Origin of the sequence: Sphingopyxis sp. BSN-002 (assembly GCF_022024275.1) — a bacterium.
Classification (GTDB): Bacteria; Pseudomonadota; Alphaproteobacteria; order Sphingomonadales; family Sphingomonadaceae; genus Sphingopyxis.
The window spans coordinates 825,265-844,059 of record NZ_CP091804.1; the positions used below are offsets into that span (position 1 = coordinate 825,265).

The 18,795-nt window shown below is 65.1% G+C and carries 18 protein-coding genes and 2 tRNA genes; 11 read left to right on the top strand and 9 right to left on the bottom strand.

Features of this window, described 5'->3' with window-relative positions:
- Positions 1-26: 26 nt before the first annotated feature.
- Positions 27-102, bottom strand: a tRNA-Ala gene (locus L7H23_RS04125).
- Positions 103-222: 120 nt separating this feature from the next.
- Positions 223-546 (bottom strand): TIGR02300 family protein, encoded by a 324-nt coding sequence (locus L7H23_RS04130; RefSeq protein WP_237838096.1) that lies wholly within the window; start codon positions 544-546, stop codon positions 223-225.
- Positions 547-672: 126 nt separating this feature from the next.
- On the opposite strand from L7H23_RS04130, the gene aroA reads away from it, so the two are divergent.
- Positions 673-2,001 (top strand): 3-phosphoshikimate 1-carboxyvinyltransferase, encoded by a 1,329-nt coding sequence (gene aroA / locus L7H23_RS04135; RefSeq protein ID WP_237838097.1) that lies wholly within the window; start codon positions 673-675, stop codon positions 1,999-2,001.
- Complete coding sequence (locus L7H23_RS04140; protein ID WP_237838098.1) at positions 1,998-2,627, top strand: (d)CMP kinase; 630 nt, start codon at positions 1,998-2,000, stop codon at positions 2,625-2,627. Before aroA ends, L7H23_RS04140 begins: the two co-directional genes overlap by 4 nt.
- Here L7H23_RS04140 and L7H23_RS04145 read toward each other — a convergent pair.
- Positions 2,611-3,897, bottom strand: a complete 1,287-nt coding sequence (locus L7H23_RS04145) for an adenylate/guanylate cyclase domain-containing protein (RefSeq protein ID WP_237838099.1) — start codon at positions 3,895-3,897, stop codon at positions 2,611-2,613. The two genes, L7H23_RS04140 and L7H23_RS04145, sit on opposite strands and share 17 nt — an antisense overlap.
- A gap of 347 nt (positions 3,898-4,244) precedes the next feature.
- Between L7H23_RS04145 and rpsA the strand changes: the two genes are divergently transcribed.
- Together rpsA and L7H23_RS04155 are read left to right on the top strand one after the other, a co-directional pair.
- Positions 4,245-5,963: a 30S ribosomal protein S1 gene (rpsA, locus tag L7H23_RS04150; RefSeq protein ID WP_237838100.1), complete on the top strand. Its 1,719-nt coding sequence runs from the start codon at positions 4,245-4,247 to the stop codon at positions 5,961-5,963.
- A gap of 207 nt (positions 5,964-6,170) precedes the next feature.
- Positions 6,171-6,449 carry an integration host factor subunit beta gene (locus tag L7H23_RS04155; protein ID WP_237838101.1) on the top strand — a complete coding sequence of 93 codons (279 nt, stop codon included), beginning with the start codon at positions 6,171-6,173 and terminating at the stop codon, positions 6,447-6,449.
- 33 nt (positions 6,450-6,482) lie between these two features.
- On the opposite strand, the gene L7H23_RS04160 is transcribed toward L7H23_RS04155, so the two are convergent.
- Both L7H23_RS04160 and L7H23_RS04165 read right to left on the bottom strand, forming a co-directional pair.
- Entirely contained in the window at positions 6,483-7,250 is a 768-nt protein-coding gene (locus tag L7H23_RS04160; RefSeq protein ID WP_237838102.1) for an ABC transporter permease, read from the bottom strand.
- Positions 7,247-8,191: an ABC transporter ATP-binding protein gene (locus tag L7H23_RS04165; protein ID WP_237838103.1), complete on the bottom strand. Its 945-nt coding sequence runs from the start codon at positions 8,189-8,191 to the stop codon at positions 7,247-7,249. The genes L7H23_RS04160 and L7H23_RS04165 overlap by 4 nt, the downstream gene beginning before the upstream one ends.
- A gap of 90 nt (positions 8,192-8,281) precedes the next feature.
- Here L7H23_RS04165 and L7H23_RS04170 point away from each other — a divergent pair.
- Positions 8,282-8,367: transfer RNA gene (locus tag L7H23_RS04170), tRNA-Leu, on the top strand.
- Positions 8,368-8,372: 5 nt separating this feature from the next.
- On the opposite strand, the gene L7H23_RS04175 is transcribed toward L7H23_RS04170, so the two are convergent.
- Both L7H23_RS04175 and L7H23_RS04180 read right to left on the bottom strand, forming a co-directional pair.
- A complete protein-coding gene (locus tag L7H23_RS04175; protein WP_237838104.1) occupies positions 8,373-8,783 on the bottom strand; it encodes a GFA family protein in 411 nt (136 codons plus the stop codon).
- A gap of 98 nt (positions 8,784-8,881) precedes the next feature.
- Positions 8,882-9,721, bottom strand: a complete 840-nt coding sequence (locus tag L7H23_RS04180; RefSeq protein WP_237838105.1) for an enoyl-CoA hydratase-related protein — start codon at positions 9,719-9,721, stop codon at positions 8,882-8,884.
- 123 nt (positions 9,722-9,844) lie between these two features.
- On the opposite strand from L7H23_RS04180, the gene L7H23_RS04185 reads away from it, so the two are divergent.
- The 3 genes from L7H23_RS04185 (at position 9,845) to L7H23_RS04195 (ending at position 13,993) form a co-directional block, all read left to right on the top strand.
- Positions 9,845-11,338 carry an ABC transporter substrate-binding protein gene (locus tag L7H23_RS04185; RefSeq protein ID WP_237838106.1) on the top strand — a complete coding sequence of 498 codons (1,494 nt, stop codon included), beginning with the start codon at positions 9,845-9,847 and terminating at the stop codon, positions 11,336-11,338.
- 42 nt (positions 11,339-11,380) lie between these two features.
- Positions 11,381-11,803 carry a DUF4112 domain-containing protein gene (locus L7H23_RS04190; RefSeq protein WP_237838107.1) on the top strand — a complete coding sequence of 141 codons (423 nt, stop codon included), beginning with the start codon at positions 11,381-11,383 and terminating at the stop codon, positions 11,801-11,803.
- Positions 11,804-11,881: 78 nt separating this feature from the next.
- Positions 11,882-13,993 (top strand): prolyl oligopeptidase family serine peptidase, encoded by a 2,112-nt coding sequence (locus tag L7H23_RS04195; protein ID WP_237838108.1) that lies wholly within the window; start codon positions 11,882-11,884, stop codon positions 13,991-13,993.
- Positions 13,994-14,295: 302 nt separating this feature from the next.
- On the opposite strand, the gene L7H23_RS04200 is transcribed toward L7H23_RS04195, so the two are convergent.
- Positions 14,296-14,469, bottom strand: a complete 174-nt coding sequence (locus L7H23_RS04200) for a DUF1328 domain-containing protein (protein WP_237838109.1) — start codon at positions 14,467-14,469, stop codon at positions 14,296-14,298.
- A 517-nt stretch (positions 14,470-14,986) separates the two neighbouring features.
- Between L7H23_RS04200 and L7H23_RS04205 the strand changes: the two genes are divergently transcribed.
- From L7H23_RS04205 to L7H23_RS04215, 3 genes are read left to right on the top strand one after another with little or no spacing between them, the layout of a single operon-like run.
- Positions 14,987-15,970 carry an aliphatic sulfonate ABC transporter substrate-binding protein gene (locus tag L7H23_RS04205; RefSeq protein WP_237838110.1) on the top strand — a complete coding sequence of 328 codons (984 nt, stop codon included), beginning with the start codon at positions 14,987-14,989 and terminating at the stop codon, positions 15,968-15,970.
- Positions 15,967-16,812 carry an ABC transporter permease gene (locus tag L7H23_RS04210; RefSeq protein ID WP_237838111.1) on the top strand — a complete coding sequence of 282 codons (846 nt, stop codon included), beginning with the start codon at positions 15,967-15,969 and terminating at the stop codon, positions 16,810-16,812. Before L7H23_RS04205 ends, L7H23_RS04210 begins: the two co-directional genes overlap by 4 nt.
- 10 nt (positions 16,813-16,822) lie before the next feature.
- On the top strand, positions 16,823-17,599 hold the full coding sequence (locus tag L7H23_RS04215) for an ABC transporter ATP-binding protein (protein ID WP_237838112.1): 777 nt from the start codon (positions 16,823-16,825) through the stop codon (positions 17,597-17,599).
- Here L7H23_RS04215 and L7H23_RS04220 read toward each other — a convergent pair.
- A complete protein-coding gene (locus L7H23_RS04220) occupies positions 17,596-18,774 on the bottom strand; it encodes an aminotransferase (RefSeq protein ID WP_237838113.1) in 1,179 nt (392 codons plus the stop codon). The genes L7H23_RS04215 and L7H23_RS04220 overlap by 4 nt on opposite strands.
- Positions 18,775-18,795: the final 21 nt, after the last annotated feature.

The following is an 18,795-nucleotide window of genomic DNA, read 5'->3' on the forward strand; positions in this document are numbered from 1 at the left end:
CCGCAAATGCGGGCCTTCCTGAAAAATGGTGGAGCCTAGCGGGATCGAACCGCTGACCTCTACAATGCCATTGTAGCGCTCTCCCAGCTGAGCTAAGGCCCCGTGCCATTTTGCGGGTCGCCCTGGGTGGTGCGACCGGGACGCCGCCTTTACCAGCGCGCGTCCGTTATGCAAGGGGCCAAATGCATCGGAAGATGCTTTTTTGGCCCCCCGCTATAATAATCAGCTTTCGTCGTCGCCGTCGTCGCCGGTGTCGACGCCAAGATCGTCGTCGCCGCCAAGGTCGACGTCATTGTCGGGCGAATCGCTGTCCTCGTCGACATCGACGTCCAGATCCAGATCCTCGTCGACGCCTTCTTCCTTGGCGACCTTGCCGGGCTTCTCGATCTGTTCGAACGGCATCGGCTGCTTCGATTTCAGCACCGATTCCGGCAGCCACGCATAACCGCAGTTGATGCAGGTGACCGGGTCATCCTTGGTCAAATCATAGAATCGGGTCGCGCATTTCGGGCAGCTACGCTTCGTGCCCCATTCAGCCTTGATCATAATATGCCTCGTAACCCTTTGGAAACAGGATAAGAATATCGGAAGAGCGACGGCGGCAGAATAGCTATCCGTCAAATCGGCGTGCGCCTTGCCAGATTGTCGGGCCGCTGTCAAAAGCCGCACGACATGACCGACCAGACCCCAACGCCCCGCAGCTTTTCCGCGTCCGTACCGCTCAAAGGTAGGATCGCGATTCCGGGTGACAAGAGCATCTCGCACCGTTCGCTGATGCTCTCGGCACTCGCCGTGGGCGAAAGTCGCGTCACGGGCTTGCTCGAAGGGCATGACGTTCTCGCCACGGCCGCCGCGATGCGCGCGATGGGTGCGACGATCGAGCGGAAGGACGATGGCGAATGGCGTATCCACGGCGTAGGGGTCGGCGGCCTCCTCCAGCCGCGCGAGGCGCTCGACATGGGGAACAGCGGCACATCCACGCGTCTGCTGATGGGGCTCGTCGCAAGCCACCCCATCGCCACGACCTTCATCGGCGACGCCAGCCTGTCGGGCCGCCCGATGGGCCGCGTGATCGACCCGCTTTCGCAGATGGGCGCCGACATCAACGCCTCCCCGGGTGGCCGCCTGCCGCTGATGGTCCGCGGTCTCGCGCCGGCCATTCCCCTCTCCTACCGCCTGCCGATGGCGTCGGCGCAGGTAAAGAGCGCGGTACTGCTCGCGGGCCTCAACACCCCCGGCATCACCGAAGTCATCGAGCCGGTCCCGACACGCGATCATAGCGAGCGCATGCTCAGGGGCTTCGGCGCCGAGCTGACGGTCGAGACCGACGGCGACGGCACCCGCCATATCCGTATCCGCGGCGAGGCCGAGCTGAAGCCCCAGACGATCGTCGTCCCCGGCGACCCCTCGTCGGCCGCCTTCTTCATCGTCGCCGCGCTGATCGTCCCCGGCAGCGACATCACGATCGCCAACGTCGGCCTCAACCCGACCCGCGCCGGCCTGATCGAGGTTCTCAAACAGATGGGCGGCGACATCGAGCTGCTCGACGCACGCACCGTCGGCGGCGAGCCCGTTGCCGACCTTCGCGTCCGCCACAGCGCACTGAAGGGGATCGAGGTCGATCCAGCCGTCGTCCCGAGCATGGTCGACGAATTCCCGATCCTGTTCGTCGCCGCGGCGCTCGCCGAGGGCCGCAGCACCACAACCGGCCTCGACGAGCTTCGCGTCAAGGAAAGCGACCGCCTGTCGGTCATGGCGACCGGTTTGAAAGCGATCGGCGCGCGCGTCGAGGAGAGCGAAGACGGGCTGATCATCGACGGCACGGGCGGCGACCCGCTGCCCGGCGGCGCGACGACCGCCGGCCACCTCGACCACCGTATCTGCATGAGCTTCGCGGTGGCGGGACTCGTCAGCAAGGCGCCGGTGACGATCGACGACATCGCGCCCGTCGCGACGAGCTTCCCCAACTTCGAAGCGTTGCTCGCCGGACTTCAGGGATGATCGTCGCCGTCGACGGCCCCACCGCGTCGGGCAAGGGCACCATCGCCCGCGCGCTGGCCGACCATTTCGGTCTCCCCGTGCTCGACACGGGATTGCTCTACCGCGCGGTCGGCTATCAGACACAGCTCAACCATGGCGACCCCGACGACAGCGCCGATGCCCTCACCGCATGCGACTTTCCGGACAGCCTGCTCGATGATCCGGCGCTCCGCTACGAAAGCACCGGCAGCCTTGCGTCGCGCGTATCGATCCACCCTGCCGTGCGGAAAGCGCTCTTCCAGAGGCAGGTCGATTTCGCGAACCAGCCCGGCGGCGCGGTGCTCGACGGGCGCGACATCGGCACCGTCATCGCGCCGCACGCCGACGCGAAGCTGTTCGTCACCGCGAGCCCAGAAGAGCGCGCGCGCCGCCGCCATGCCGAGATGCTCGCACGCGGTGTCGCCGTGACCTATGACGCCGTGCTCGCCGACATCCATTCGCGCGACGCGCGCGACACCGGCCGCGCCGACGCACCGCTGCTGCAGGCCGACGACGCGCTGCTGCTCGACAACAGCGAGATGGATATAGAGGAAGCGATCGCGGCCGCGATTGCCTTCGTCGAGGATCGGGTCAGGCGACCCAGCTGATCTCGGGCAGCGCCGGCCGCTCGGGCGCGGGTCCGGCGTGATAGACGCAGGTCTCGCCCACACCCTTCAGCATTTCGTTATGCGGCGGGCCGAAGGCCGCGCGGTCCTTGGCGCGGAGCCAGGTGCTCTCCGATATCGCGATGCCGTTGACGGGCGCCGTGCCCTCGAGGCGCGCCGCCATATTCACGGTCTCGCCCCAATAATCATAGGCCATGCGCGTCGCGCCGATCACCCCGCCGACCACCGGCCCGCTGTGGATGCCGGCGCGCAGCCCGACATCGGTCCCCGCGACGTCCTGCAGCCGTGGCACCCCCTCCAGCACATCGCGGGCAAAGGCGATTGCGGAGTCGGCGCTGTTGCCACTCGTCACATTGCCGCCCGCGATGGCCAGATAGGCGTCACCGATCGTCTTCACCTTCTCGACACCGTGCTTCGCCGCACAGGCGTCGGCGTGATTGAAGAAGGCGTTGAGCACTTCGACCAGATGCCCGGGCGATACGCGCTTGGTCAGGCTGGTAAAGCCCGCCATGTCGATGAAGATCACGCTCGCGTCGGCATAGGCATCGGCGACCATCCGCCCGTCGCGGATCTTCTCGACCGCCGCCTGCGGCAGCATGTTATAGACCAGATCCTCGTTCTTCTTGCGCTCGATCTCGAGCGCCTCGGCCAGCGCGAAGGCGCCGCGGCTCGACCGGTCGATCGCGAAATTGATCGCGAGCATGATCGTCGCGCCGCTCAGATAGCTGAGGAGCGCGTACCACAGTCCCGCGCCGTGGCTCTGCACCGGCAGCACGGTCGACAGGAAAACGGTGAGGTCGAGCCCGAGCCACAACAGGAAAAGCCGCGGCCGTCCCGCCAGCGCGACCGCGGCAAAGGCGCTGACCGACAGCCGGTTGATCACCCCGACCGCGTGCATCTGCTCCTGCATGTCGATCAGCTCGTCGAACAGGATCAGGTTGATGTGCCCGACGAGGAACACGATCCCCAGCAGCGCCGCGAAGTCGATCCCCGGCCGCGACAGATAACCGCGCCAGAAGGTTGATCCGATATAGGCACCCGCCAGAATCAGCGTCGATCCGAACAGGACCGCCAGCTTGGCGGTGTCGACGGGGTTGACGAGCATCGGGTTCGCGATCGTGTAGGCGAGCGCCACGAGCATGAAGAGCACGCCATAGATGCGCACGAACGGCAGCCGCAATGCCCGCGCCGATTGCTGGAATCGCGCTTCGACCGCCGGATCGGCGAACTTGCCGTATACTGCCCCTTGCATCCGATGAGACCCCTCTCGATTACTTGGGAGAATCTATAAGCAAGGTCTTACGATGCGGTTTACCCCAAGGAAGGCGGGGCTTTCGCCTTGCTTTCTGGCGTCTTTCGCCATATATGCGCGCCGTCCGACGGGCTTTCAGCCGGTCGAGGCAGGAACAAGCCGCCGCTCGATAGAAGAGCGTCGGGCGTGACGGGGCTTCCCTGTCGCGCCCTTTTTGCTTTGCCCCTGCCCCGCCCGAGGAAGCTCTCAGGATGCTGCGCATCGCATTCGGCGGGCGTGGCGGATCGGCCAAAAGACCAGCGGAACCAACCGCTTGGCCGGAACAGAATGAAGTAAGGAAACCCAATATGGCCTCTACGGCTTTTCCGTCGCGCGACGATTTCGCCGCGATGCTCGACGAATCGCTGGGTGGTGCTGATGGCGGCTTTGAAGGCCGCGTCGTCAAGGGCACCGTGACCGCGATCGAAAACGACTTGGCAGTGATCGACATCGGCCTGAAGAGCGAAGGCCGCGTGCCGCTTCGCGAATTCGCGATGCCCGGCCAGAAAGCCGACCTCAACGTCGGTGACGAAGTCGAAGTCTATGTCGACCGCGTCGAAAACGCCAATGGCGAAACCATGCTGTCGCGCGACCGTGCTCGCCGCGAAGCTGCATGGGACCGCCTCGAAGAAGAATTCAACAAGGAAGCCCGCGTCGAAGGCGTCATCTTCGGCCGCGTCAAGGGCGGCTTCACCGTCGACCTCGGCGGCGCCGTGGCGTTCCTTCCGGGTTCGCAGGTCGACATCCGCCCCGTGCGCGACGTCGGCCCGCTCATGGACCTGCCGCAGCCCTTCCAGATCCTCAAGATGGATCGTCGCCGCGGCAACATCGTCGTGTCGCGCCGCGCCATCCTCGAAGAAACGCGCGCCGAACAGCGTTCGGGCCTGATCATGAACCTCGAAGAGGGCCAGATCATCGAAGGCGCGGTCAAGAACATCACCGATTACGGTGCGTTCGTCGACCTCGGCGGCATCGACGGCCTGCTCCATGTCACCGACATGAGCTACAAGCGCGTCAACCACCCGAGCGAAGTCATCAACATCGGTGACACCGTCCGCGTCCAGATCATCCGCATCAACCGCGACACGCAGCGCATCAGCCTCGGCATGAAGCAGCTCGAAAGCGATCCGTGGGAAGGCGTCGCCGCCAAGTACCCCGTCGGTGCGAAGCTCTCGGGCACCGTCACGAATATCACCGACTATGGTGCGTTCGTCGAACTCGAACCCGGCATCGAAGGCCTGGTCCACGTCAGCGAAATGTCGTGGGTCAAGAAGAACGTCCACCCCGGCAAGATCGTCTCGACCAGCCAGGAAGTCGACGTCATCGTCCTCGAAGTCGACAGCGACAAGCGCCGTATCTCGCTCGGCCTCAAGCAGGCCCAGTCGAATCCGTGGGGGGCGTTCGCCGAAGCCCACCCGGTCGGCTCGGTCGTCGAAGGCGAAGTCAAGAACGCGACCGAATTCGGCCTGTTCGTCGGCCTTCCGGGCGACGTCGACGGCATGGTCCACATGTCGGACATCGCTTGGGGCATCTCGGGCGAAGAAGCGCTGCACCTCCACCGCAAGGGCGAGGCCGTGCAGGTCGTCGTTCTCGACGTCGACGTCGAGAAGGAACGCATCAGCCTCGGCATCAAGCAGCTTGAAAAGGGTGCTCCGGCCGTCGGCGGCGGCAGCTCGGCTGCCGGTGCAGGTTCGCTGAAGAAGAACGACATCGTCACCGTCTCGGTTCTCGAAGTCCGCGACAACGGCCTCGAAGTCCAGGCCGGCGAAGATGGTGCCACCGGCTTCATCAAGCGCGCCGACCTCGGCCGCGACCGCGACGAGCAGCGCGCCGAGCGCTATCAGGTCGGGCAGAAGTTCGACGCGATGGTCATCGGCTTCGATCGCTCGAAGAAGCCCAGCTTCTCGGTCAAGGCGATGCAGATCGCCGAAGAGAAGGAAGCTGTCGCACAATATGGTTCATCGGACTCGGGCGCATCGCTCGGCGACATCCTCGGCGAAGCGCTGAAGGCCGGCAAGAAGGACTGATAGTTTCGTCCTCCTGCCGTCAGGCAAAAGAAAAGGCCCGCAGAGTGTCCCTCTGCGGGCCTTTTTCTTTCAGTGATATATTTTGACCGAACAGTGATTCATGTTAGTCTCTCGGCCGCGTCGGGAGGGGTCCTCACGCACACCGAGCCGGCAAAGACCGGATGGCCTGCATCCCGCGGGGTGCGCGTGTATATTTAGGGGAAGCACATGATCCGGTCGGAACTGGTGCAAAAAATCGCGAGTGAAAACAGCGACTTGCGCCTTGAAGAAGTAGAGCGAATCGTCGATGCGTTTTTCGATTCGATCGTAGACCAACTCGCGGCGGGGGGCCGCGTCGAATTGCGCGGATTCGGAGCATTCTCGACACGCTCACGCGAGTCGCGCACCGGCCGCAATCCGCGTACCGGCACGCCGGTCGCGGTGAACGCGAAAAAAGTCCCTTATTTCAAGCCCGGAAAGGAAATGCGCGAGCGTCTGAACGACTGACCTCGCGCCTCCCTGCCAGTGCTCGGGCCCGGCTCAGTTCTTGAGCCGGTAGCCTGTCCGGAACATCCAGAAAATCACTGCCAGGCACAGCGCCAGGAACAGCGTCACCGCGCCCATGCTGACGCCGATCCCGACGTCGCCCTGTCCGAAGAAGGTCCAGCGGAAGCCGCTGATCAGATAGACGACGGGATTGAACAGCGTCACCGCCCGCCACGCCGCGGGCAGCATATCAAGCGAATAGAAGGCCCCGCCCAGAAAGGTAAGCGGATAGACGACGAGCAGCGGGATCACCTGCAGCTGCTCGAAGCTCTGCGCCCAGATGCCGATGATGAAGCCGAACAGGCAGAAGGTCACGGCCATCAGGATCATGAAGGCGACCATCAGCAGCGGATGCATGACCTGCACGTCGACGAACAGGTGCGCGGTTGCGAAGATGATCGATCCGATGATCACCGACTTGGTCGCCGCCGCGCCGACATAGGCGATCAGCAGCTCCAGCGGCGACATCGGCGACGAGAGCATCTCGTAGATCGTCCCCGTCCATTTGGGCATATAGATGCCGAAACTCGCGTTGCTGATGCTTTCGGTGAACATCGTCAGCATCATCAGCCCCGGAACGATGAACGCGCCATAGGGCACGGTGCTGACGTCGCTCATCCGGCTGCCGATCGCCGATCCGAAGACGACGAAATAGAGCGTGGTCGTGATCACCGGCAGCATCAGGCTGGTCCAGAAGGTGCGCCCGAAGCGCGCCATCTCGAACAGGTAGATCGAACGAATACCGCGTATATTCTGGATCATGCGGCGCGTTCCCCATTCTTCTTCTCATGCACCAGCCCGACGAAGATGTCCTCGAGCGAGCTTTGTTCGGTGTGGAGATCCTTGAACTGGACCCCGATGTCACTCATCCGTCGCAGCAGCGACGGCACGCCGGTCGCCTCGGCCTGGCTGTCGAATTCATAGACGAGCTCATACCCCTCGCCACCGAGCTGCAGCTTCCACTGCGCCAGCTCGTCGGGCACCGCCGCCAGCGGATCGGCAAGGTTGAGCGTCAGCGTCTTGCGCCCCAGCTTCTTGATCAGCGCATCCTTCTCCTCGACCAGGATCAGCTTGCCGTGGCTGATCACGCCCACCCGGTCGGCCATCTCCTCGGCCTCCTCGATATAGTGGGTGGTCAGGATGATCGTGACGCCGCGTTCGCGCAGCCCGCGCACCATGTTCCACATATCGCGGCGCAGCTCGACATCGACGCCGGCGGTGGGCTCGTCGAGGAACAGGATTTCGGGTTCGTGGCTCAGCGCCTTCGCGATCATGACGCGGCGCTTCATGCCCCCCGACAACTCCATGATCTTGCTGTTCCGCTTGTCCCAGAGCGACAGGTCCTTCAGCAATTGCTCGATAAATGCCGGATCCTTGGGCTTCCCGAACAAGCCGCGCGAAAAGGTCACCGTGGTGATCACCTTTTCGAACGCGTCGGTGTGGAGCTCCTGCGGCACCAGCCCGATCATCGAGCGCGCGGCCCGATAGTCTTTCGCATGATCGTGCCCGCCGACCGTCACCGTACCGCTGCTCGCCGTCACGATCCCGCAGACGATGCTGATCATTGTCGTCTTGCCCGCGCCGTTCGGCCCGAGCAGCGCGAAAATCTCCCCCTTGTTGATGATAAGGTCGACACCGGAAAGCGCCTGGTGCCCGCTCTTGTAAGTCTTTCCGAGTCCGGAAATTTCGAGAACTGCAGTCATGGCTCCGCGTCTAGCCGAGTGGTCCGCCATGGTGAAGCGCCAAACAGCGCTTGACCTCCATCAGCCCATCGGCTTGACCGGCTCATCCGTGCGGACGTGGCGAAATCGGTAGACGCAGCAGACTTAAAATCTGCCATCCTCTGGGTATCCGGGTTCAAGTCCCGGCGTCCGCACCACATGGCTAAAGCGCCCGAATATCCTCCGGCGCATTCCACCAATTGTTGTTGAGCCCGTCGCAATAGGTGACCGGCGCGCCCATCAGTTCGTCGGTCGACAGATCGTCGAGCGCGGCGATGCGGACGCCGACGAAAGCGCCGCCCATTGCATCAATCGACCCGTGCCCGTGCGTCGCCGTACCGCACTCGCGGCAGAAGCGGTGATGCGTCTCGAACCCCTCGCCGCTCCGCGCATAATCGCCGAGATGCTCCTCTCCCCTGAGCAGCCGGAACTGGTCGGGCTTCAGCGCCGGGACGTTCCAGTTGCGCTGTTTCCGGCAATAGGAGCAATTGCATTTGCTGCTGCCGGCAAAGTCCATGTCGACCTCGAACGCGACGCGTCCGCAATGACAGCTTCCATGATAGGTTTTGGCCATAAGTCCTTCTCTTCACTGAAGATGGACGAGGCTATCATGCGCACGCGATCTTATCGACATCGGCCCGCCACGCTTCGTCGAAAATCCGCCCGCGTTCATCAGTCGCCGGCCGTCCGGTAATCGCCGAACCGGCCATCGCGCTCGCTGAGAGCAGCGGTCAGCCCGCCCTGCTGCACCGACGCGTGGAAGGCACGCGCCGATTCGGTCATCGCGCTCATCGCCTGCAATTCCGTCCCGGCGCGTATCCCCGCGCGGATGCCCATCGCCTCCATCTGGCGGTGGACCGCGCGCTTGTTGATCTGCTGTACGTCGGGCGGCACCATCGCAACGCGCGACGCCATGTCCAGCACCAGCGCCTCGAGTTCCTCCCCGGGGACCGCACGATTGGCGAAGCCCGATGCAGCCGCCTCGATCCCGCTGATCGTGTCGCCGGTCAGCATCATCTCCATCGCGCGCCGCATCCCGACGAGCCACGGGTAGAACTGGTTGTCGGGCGGGCTGATCGAGCGGACGACGGGATAGCCGATCTTCGCGTCGTCAGCGACATAGAGCAGGTCGCATGCCGCCGCGAGTTCGGTTCCCCCCGCGAGACAATAGCCATGAACCTGCCCGATCACCGGTTTGGCCATATCCCAAATGCGAAAACAGCCCTCGACGACGTGCCGCGGCCAGTTGCCGATTCCCCCGGCGCTATACCAGGGCTGCCCGTCACGGACGTCCGACGACAGGTCGTATCCGGCGCTGAAGCAGCTTCCAGCGCCGCGCAGCACGATCACCGCGATGTCGGGATCGCGATCGGCGGCCTCGAGCGCCGCGAAAAGCTGCGTCCGCAGCGCGTTCGACATCGCATTGCGCTTTTCGGGACGATTGAGCGTCAGACGGGCGATCCGATCGCGCGGACGGTCGACGAGCACGAGCGTTTCATTCGATGGTTTCACGGCGGCATCTCCTCTTCCGGGTGGCGATCATGCGGTGCGCGCAGCGCGGCCGCCACTGTCGAAATCGCCGACCGCGCGACAAGACCATGGTCTTGCGCGGCGCGGCGTCCTAGGGTGCCTGCGATGCGTTTCGTCCGTTCCGCCGCCGCCCCTCTGCTCGTCGCTTCCGCCTCGCTCGCGCTGGCGAGTTGCGGCCTCTTCGGCTCGCGCGGGCCCGTGAAAGTCGCGGCGATCGGCCCCCTCAACACCGCCGCCAACCCGATCGGCGGCGAACTCTCCGCCGGCAACGCCGCGCTGCTCGATCTTTCGGCCCAAGGCCTCGTCAGCTTCGACGGCGAGGGGCAGATCGACACCGGGCTAGCCGAACGCTGGACGGTGACGGCCGACGGGCGCAGCTATATCTTCCGTATTCGCGAAGCCAAATGGACCAACGGGCGCAAGGTGACGGCGGAAGACGTCGCCGCAACGCTTCGCTCCTACCTCGCCCCCGCGAGCCGGCATGTCCTCAAGACCGGTTTTCCGGAGGTCGACACGATCAAGGCGATGACCGACAGCGTCATCGAGATACGCCTGACGGTGCCGCAGCCGAACATGCTCGAACTGCTCGCCCAGCCGTCGATGGCGATCGTGTACAAGGGCATGGGTTGGGGCCCGATGCGCGCAAAGAAGATCGGCCGAGCGGTCCTGCTCTCGCCCGTCCCCGACCCGCTCGCCGAAGATCCCGCGGCAGCCGAGGCGGCTGCGGCCGATCCCGCCGCATCGATCGAACTCACCGGCACGACCCCGCAGGGCGCGCTCGCCCGTTTCAGGAACGGCTATGCCGACGGCGTGATCGGCGGCCGCTTTTCCACCCTGCCCTATTTCGTCGCGTCGAACATCGGCCGCTCGCGGCTCGTGGTCGATCCGGCACCCGGGTTGTTCGGACTCGCCTTCACCAATGCCGAAGGTTTTCTCGCGACAGACGCCAATCGCGACGCGCTATCGCGCGCGATCCGGCGACAGCGGCTTGTCGACGCGTTCGGGCTGGCCGAGTGGCAACCGCAGACGACCCTGCGCCCGTCGATCTTCCGTCGCGATGGCGGCCCCGAACCCCTGCTCCCGGCATGGGCGGACTATGACGATGCCTCGCGCCTCGTGCAGGCAAAGCGCGCCGTAGACGCCTGGCGGGCGGGCGGGCGCCAGATCGAACCCTTGCGTATTGCCGTGCCGTCGACGCCGGGCGGGCGCATCCTTTTTGCCTATGTCGCGGCGGACTTTGCGCGCCTCGGCATCGAAAGCCGCCGGGTCAATATGGGGTCGGCAGCCGACCTGCGCCTGATCGACGAGGTCGCCCCGAACGACGACGCGCTCTGGGCGCTCCGTCGCCTTTCATGCCAGCGCGATACGCTCTGCAACCGCGAGGCGCAGGAACTGATCGAGGCGACCACGGCCAACATCGACGCCGGCCAGCGCGCGCAACAGGTCGGCGAAGCGGAGGCTTTGCTCGCACGCTACTCTCCCTTCATCCCGCTCGCCTCGCCCCTGCGCTGGTCGGTCGCGTCGCAGCGGCTCACTGGCTTCCGCCCGAACGTCCGCGCGGTTCACCCATTGAATCATCTGATTGCCTTACCTAACTAATACAGTGGCGCTCACCTTCGGGCGCTGATTGAAAGGACCCCGATGGCCCCTTCGACCCCGAGCCCCGACGCGATCTTCGACGCGCTCATCCAGAATCGCCGCGATCCCGCCGCGCTGCGCAAGCGCGTCGAGACGATCGAAATCCTGCTCGAACGCAGCTTCGTCATTCCCGGCATCAACCGTCCGGTCGGCCTTGACGCGATCGTCGGCCTTGTTCCCGTCGTCGGCGACGTGATCACCGCGACCATGGGCGCCTACCTCATCTGGGAAGCCCGCAATCTCGGCATGTCGAAATGGCAGATCTGGCGCATGGTCGGCAATCTCGGCGTCGATACCGCACTCGGTGCCGTACCGCTGGTCGGCGACGCGTTCGACTTCCTGTTCCGTTCGAACACGCGCAACCTCAGGATCATCAAGAAGCATCTCGACAAGCATCACCCGGGAACGATGATCATCGACCAATAGGGCCGCCCGCCCCCTTCCCCTCGGGTGTCTGATGGTGCTAGCACAGCGCCACCACACCCCAGGGGAGACTTTCCGATCATGATCCGCGCCACGCTCGCCGCGCTAGCCCTCACCTCGTCCTTCGTCGCCGTCGCGGCGGCCGCGCAGGAGGCGAAGGATCCGTACCTCTGGCTGGAGGATATCGAGGGCGCGAAAGCGCTCGACTGGGTCAAAAAGGAAAATGCCGAAACCGACAGGCTGATCCGCAGCCGCCCCGGCTTCGAAAAGGATCGTGAGCGCGCGAAGGCGATCCTCGACGACGATCGCCAGATCGCCGAGCCCGGCGAGGTGATGGGCGACACGATCACCAGTTTCTGGCGCGACGCGGCCAATCCGCGCGGTATCTGGCGCCAGAGCCCGCTCGACGCGTATCTGGGCGGCAAGCCCGTCTGGACGACGCTGATCGACGTGGATGCGCTCGGCAAGGCCGAGAAGCAGAGCTGGGTCTGGCACGGCGCCGACTGCCTCGCCCCCGACTACAAGCGCTGCCTCGTTTCGATCAGCCCCGGCGGCACCGACGCCGACATCGTGCGCGAATGGGACCGCACCACGAAAAGCTTCGTCGACGGCGGCTTCACGCTGCCGCAGGCGAAGAGCAGCGTCACATGGGAGAATGCCGACACGCTGCTGGTCGCGACCGACTATGGCAAGGACAGCATGACGGCGTCGGGCTATCCGCGCATCGTCAAGCGCTGGAAGCGCGGTACGCCGCTCTCGGCCGCCGTGACAGTTGCCGAGGGTGAAGCGGCGGACGTGGGCATCAACGTCTTCGCTTTCATGGACGGCGACAAGCGCCGGACGATGATCAGCCGCAACAAGACCTTCTACACCAGCGACATCTACCTGCCGAACCCCGGGGACGGCGATTTCGACCGCAGCGTCATTCCCGACACCGCCGACATTCGCGCGGTCGTCGACGGTCAGGTCATCATCTTTCTCAACGAACCCTTCGCCGAATTCCCCGCGGGCTCGCTCCTCGCGCTGCCGCTCGATATCCTCGCGAGCGGCGGCCAGGTGCCCTTCGTTCCCGTGATGACGCCGACGAAATCGCAAGCGATCGAGAATGTCGCCGCGAGCAAGAATGTCCTGTGGGTCAAGGCGCTCGACGATGTCGAGGGCAAGCTCTTCGCGCTGCGCCGTGATCAGCCGAACGGGCGCTGGAGCCAGAAGGAGGTGCCCGTCACCGCAAACGCGACGATGGCGATCGCCGGCACGGTCGACGACCGCGACCTCGCTTTCGTCACCGCCGAGACGATGCTCATGCCGCCGACACTCTATGCGGTCGGCGAGACCGGCTCTCCGCAGACCGTGCAGAGTCTGCCCGCAACCTTCGATGCGAAGGACATGAGCGTCGAGAAACGCTTCGCAACGTCGAAGGACGGTACCAAGGTGCCTTATTTCCTCGTCCGCAAAAAGGGCCCGACCGGTCCGGTTCCGGCACTCGTTCATGCCTATGGCGGCTTCCGCGCCGCGCAGACGCCCGGCTATCTGACCGGGCAGCCATACCGCGCCGGACCGCTCGGCCTGTTCTGGGTCGAGGACGGCAACGCCTATGTCCTCGCGAACATCCGCGGCGGCGGCGAATATGGTCCTGCCTGGCATCAGGCAGCATTGCGCGATAAACGCCAGAACAGCTTCGACGATCTCCACGCGGTCGCCGAGGATCTGGTCGCGACCGGCGTGAGTTCGAAGGGCAAGATCGCGATCTCGGGCCGCTCGAACGGCGGCGTCCTTGTCGGCGCCGCGATGGAGCAGCGCCCCGACCTTTATGGCGCGGTCATCTCGGGCTCGCCGCTGAAAGACATGAAGCGCTATAACAAGCTGCTCGCCGGCGCCTCATGGGTCGCCGAATATGGCGACCCCGACAATCCCGACGACTGGGCGTTCATGTCGAAATATTCGCCCTATCAGAACATCCGCGAGGGCGTGAAATACCCGCCGATCTTCCTCTATCTCTCGACCAAGGACGATCGCGTCCATCCCGGCCACGCGCGCAAATTTGCCGCGCGGCTGACCGAATATGGCAATAGCGTCTATTATCACGAATATCTGGAGGGCGGCCATTCGGTCGGCGCGGATCATGCCGAGGATGCCGTGCGCGCAGCGATGCTGCACGCCTTCCTGCTGCGCGAACTGGTCGAGAAGAAGTAGAGCGAGAGCTTCCCAAACGGAAAAGGGCCACCCTCACGGGCGGCCCTTCCATTGTCTTGGCTGACGCGGGATTGCTCAGGCGAGCGAGGCCCCCGCGACGGAGGCCATGCTCAGCTGACTTACCGCGTGCGGCATCTGACAATGAGACATTGGACCACCTCCTTTCGCTTGTTGACGATGTAGCGAATATGGGACGCGACACGTCGGCGATCAAGGGGACAAAAAGGCGCCGGCAGCTCCTCCCGGAGCCACCGGCGCCACTGTCGAACCGCGGGGCACAAAGCCCCGGGGCCTCTCCGTGCCTACGGCAGGGTCGTACGCCCGCCGCGCCCGAAGAGGAACGCCACGACGAACAGCACCACGCCGATTACCAGAAGGATTTTCGCGAAATCGGCCGAAAGGCCGGCGATGCCGCCGAAGCCGAGCAGCGCCGCAACGAGTGCGATAACCGCGAAGATAATGGCCCATCTGAACATAATCTTTCTCCCTTCCTGGACGCACGACCCCGACCTCGCGGACATATGTCACCCGAGTGGCGGCGCTAGCCGTCGAAAGTCTTGCGTAGATGGGCTGTTAACGCTGGCCCGAAACGAAAGTTCCGGCAGCCGTGGCACGGCAATATCGCCGAGGCCGCGTCATTCCCGCGACGGAGCGGGCGATGCGAGCGGCGCTTTGCACACGAAAAGCGAAACTGCGCTTGACGATCTGAACTCAACTGATCAAGTTGAATTACCGGTCTGATCCCGACCGGTCACCATTCGGGATCCGCGGCTTTTGACCGGGAAGCAGCTTGCTCCGCGTTACCAACGGCTAAAGCGCGCGATGCTCAGGCGACAGCGCCAGGCATCGTGTTCCCCTCATGTGATGAGGTGATACGATGCATTTGTCTCCAGACCCCGCCTGACGACGCGGGCGCCGACCGCGCCTGCCCGCCCTCTTTTCCCGCGAGTCCGTCCGGCGGCGCACCCTTGCGCGCCCGACCAAGGAAATCCGATGAAACTCTCCCTCGTTCCGCTGCGCGCGCTCGTCGCCGGCATCCTCCTTTCTCTCGCAGCATGCAGCGGCGCGTCCGACGGCGGGACGGCCCTGAAGGTCGGCGACCAGCTTCACGCGCTCCAATCCTCGCTCGATGTCTCGGGCGAAGGCAAGCCCGCTGATTACCGCATCGAATGGGCCAATTTCGTCGGCGGCCCGCCGATCATCGCCGCCCAGACCGGAGGATCGCTCGACGTCGGCTGGATGGCCGAGACGCCGCTGATCTTCGCACAGGCGGCCGGCAGCCCGGTCAAGGTCGTCGCCGTAAGCCGGACGATCGAGGGCGGCGGCTCGCCCTATGCACTGGTCGTAAAGCCGGACTCGCCGATCCGCAGCATCGCCGACCTCAGAGGCAGGTCGGTTTCGTTCATGAAAGGCACGGTGCTGCACTATTTCGTCGCGCGCCTGCTCGACCGGCAGGGCCTTTCGCTGAAGGACATCCGCACTGTGCAAGCTACGGGCTTCGGTACGGGTCTGCTCGACAAGGGGGCGGCCGATGCGATCACCATCGGCGAACCTTACCTGACGCAGGCCCTCGATGCCGGCAAGATACGCGTCCTCGCCAGCGGTACCCCGCCCAACACGCCCGGCCTCTTCTATCTGGTTGCCTCGGACGCCGCGCTAGCAGATCCCGCAAAGGCCAAGGCGATCGGCGATCTGGTCGCCCGCGCGGCACGCGCGACACGCTGGCAACGCGAACATGTCGCAGAGGCGGCGCCCGCGCTCGCCAGGCGCTATAATGTCGATACCCGGACGGCCGAAAAGATCCTGCGGCGCGCGCCCGCCGCCTATGTGTCGATCGACGATGCCGTTGTCGCCGCTCATCAGGATGAAGCCGATCTCTTCTTCAAGGAGGGGCTGATCCGCAAGAAGCTCGACGTGAGCTGGATTTTCGACAGGCGTTATGACAGCATTGTCGCAGCACAGGAGGCTGCGAAGTGAACGCGCCGCCGTCCGTGACCGTCGCCGACGACCCCGGCCTGCTCGTCCGTCCCGTGGTCCGGCAGGCGGCCGGTGCTCCGGGACGCCTCTCTTTCGCACGCCGCGCCATCGGTCCGCTGATTGTCGTCGCGCTCTGGGCCATCGCGACGGGCAGTGGCTGGATCGACCCGTCGATCCTTCCGTCGCCGGCGGGACTCGCCAAGGGGTGGCAACAACTCTGGACTGAACAGGATCTCGCGTCGCAGATCGCCACCTCGCTTGCCCGCGCGCTTGCGGGCGGCGCGGTCGGGATTCTCGTCGGGCTGACCCTTGGCACCGTCGCCGGCCTGTCGAAACTTGGCGAGGAACTGTTCGATGCGCTGCTCCAGATGCTGCGCACCATTCCCTTCCTCGCGCTCGTTCCGCTGTTCATCGTCTGGTTCGGGATCGGCGAGGCGCCAAAGCTGCTCCTCATCGCGCTCGCGACCATGTTTCCGATGTATCTCAACACCTATGCCGGCGTGCGCAACGTCGATCGCAAGGTGATCGAGGCGATGCGCAGCTTTGGCCTCGGCGGACGCCGGCTGATCCTCGAGGTCGTGCTGCCGCTCGCGCTCCCGCAGATTTTCACCGGGCTCCGCTTCGCGCTGGGCGTCTCGGTGCTCGTGCTCATCGCCGCCGAACAGATCAACACCTCGGCGGGGCTCGGTTATTTGCTCAACAGCGCGCAAATGTACCAGCAGGTCGACGTCATCCTGATCTGCATCGCCATCTATGCCGCCCTCGGCCTCAGCGCCGACCTGATCGTCCGCTCGCTCGAACGGCTGTTCATGCCGTGGCGGGCAGGCATCGCCGTCCGATAGGAGTTTCTCGATGACCGCCGTCCTTTCGATCGATTTCGCCGCCGCCGAACGCGTCGCCGAACCCGGTTTCATGCATCGCCCCGTCGCCGTCGAGGTCCGCGACGTCCGTCGCACCTTCGACGGCAACACCGTCCTCGACAATCTGAACCTGACCATCCGCAGCGGCGAATTCGTCGCACTGCTCGGCGCCTCGGGCAGCGGCAAGACGACCCTCCTGCGCATCCTCGCCGGGCTCGACGCGCCCGACGGGGGCGAGGCCCGGGTGCCCGAGGCGCGCACCGTGGTCTTTCAGGAGCCACGCCTCGTCCAGTCGAAAAAGGTCTGGAAGAATGTCGTGATCGGGCTGTCGGGCCGGCAGGCGTCGCGCGACCGCGCCAAAGCGGCGCTTGCCGAGGTCGGACTCGACCACCGCATCGACGCCTGGCCGGCGACGCTGTCGGGCGGCGAAGCCCAGCGCGCGGCACTCGCCCGCGCGCTTGTACGCGAACCGCGCCTACTTCTGCTCGACGAGCCCTTCGCCGCGCTCGATGCCCTCACCCGGCTCCGGATGCAGCGGCTGATCGCCGAACTGTGCCAAGTGCACGGACCCGCGACCCTGCTGGTCACCCACGACGTCGAGGAGGCGATCCTGCTCGCCGACCGGATCCTCGTGCTGAAGGAAGGTGGTATCGGCTTCGACGCCCGCGTCGGCCTGCCCCACCCGCGCCGCGCGGGCGGCGAAGCCTTCGATGCGCTTCGCGACACGCTGCTCGCCGAACTTGGCGTCCCGCAGGCCGATCGGAACTAGGCGGCGCGCTCTGCCAACAGCACATCGCGGAATCGTGCCAGCCGCGCGACCGCTTCGTCGAGGACCCCGGCCTCCTTGGCGAAGCAGAGGCGCAGGATATGTCGCGGTCCGTCGCCTTCGAGCAGGGCCGATACCGGGATCGACGCGACCCCGGCCTCGCGCACCACCCGCTCGCTGAAGCTGCGGTCGTCGATGTCCAGCCCCGATGCCATCAGATCGACACACAGGAACCACGTCGCCTCGCCCGGCAGTACCGCGAAGCCGGCATCCGACAGCCCGCGCGACAGCCGCTCGCGCGACGCCGCCCAGCCGTCTCGCTGGCCCGCAAACCATTCATCGGGCCGGTCGAGTCCTTCGGCGACCGCCCATTGCAGCGCCGGCGGCGTCGTGAAGGTCAGGAACTGATGTGCACGCCCGATCGTCCGCGCGAGATCGGGCGATGCGCACAGCCAACCCGTCTTCCACCCCGTCAGCCCGAAAATCTTGCCCGCCGAACCGATCTTCACGACACGCTCCGCCATCCCGGCGAACGACCAGAGCGACCGGTGCGGCCTGCCATCGAACCGTACATCCTCCCAGACCTCGTCGCAGATCGCGATCAGGTCATGGCGCCGGCAGGCGTCCGCGATCAGCTCCAGTTCGGCATCGCTCGCGACCTTACCCGCGGGATTGAGCGGATCGTTGAACATCAAAAGGCGGGTATGCGGCGTGATCGCCGGCTCGAGCGTTTCGGCGTCATATCGCCATTCGGGCGGACTGAGGTGTACCGAAACCGGTGTGCCACCGGCACGGCGGATCATCGGCGCATAGCTGTCATAGGCGGGCTGGAACAGGATCACCTCGTCGCCCGGCCGGACCAGTGCGAGCAGCGATGCGGCAAGCGCCTCGGTCGCGCCCGAGGTCACGATCACCTGCTCGCGCAGCAAATCCAGCCGCTGGCGGCGCGCATAGAAACGGCAGATCGCGTCGCGAAGCTCGGGAAGACCGAAGGCCGGTGGATACTGGCTCGATTTCTCGCGCAGCGCCCGCACTGCCGCCTCGATCATGTCGGGCGACGCGGGTTGGTCGGGAAACCCCTGCCCCAGATTGATCGCGCCATGGGCGTTCGCGAGCCCCGACATATATTCGAAGATCGTCGGCTCCATCGCGTCATAGATCGGATGCACGCGGCTCATCGGGAAAGCGTTATCCGAATT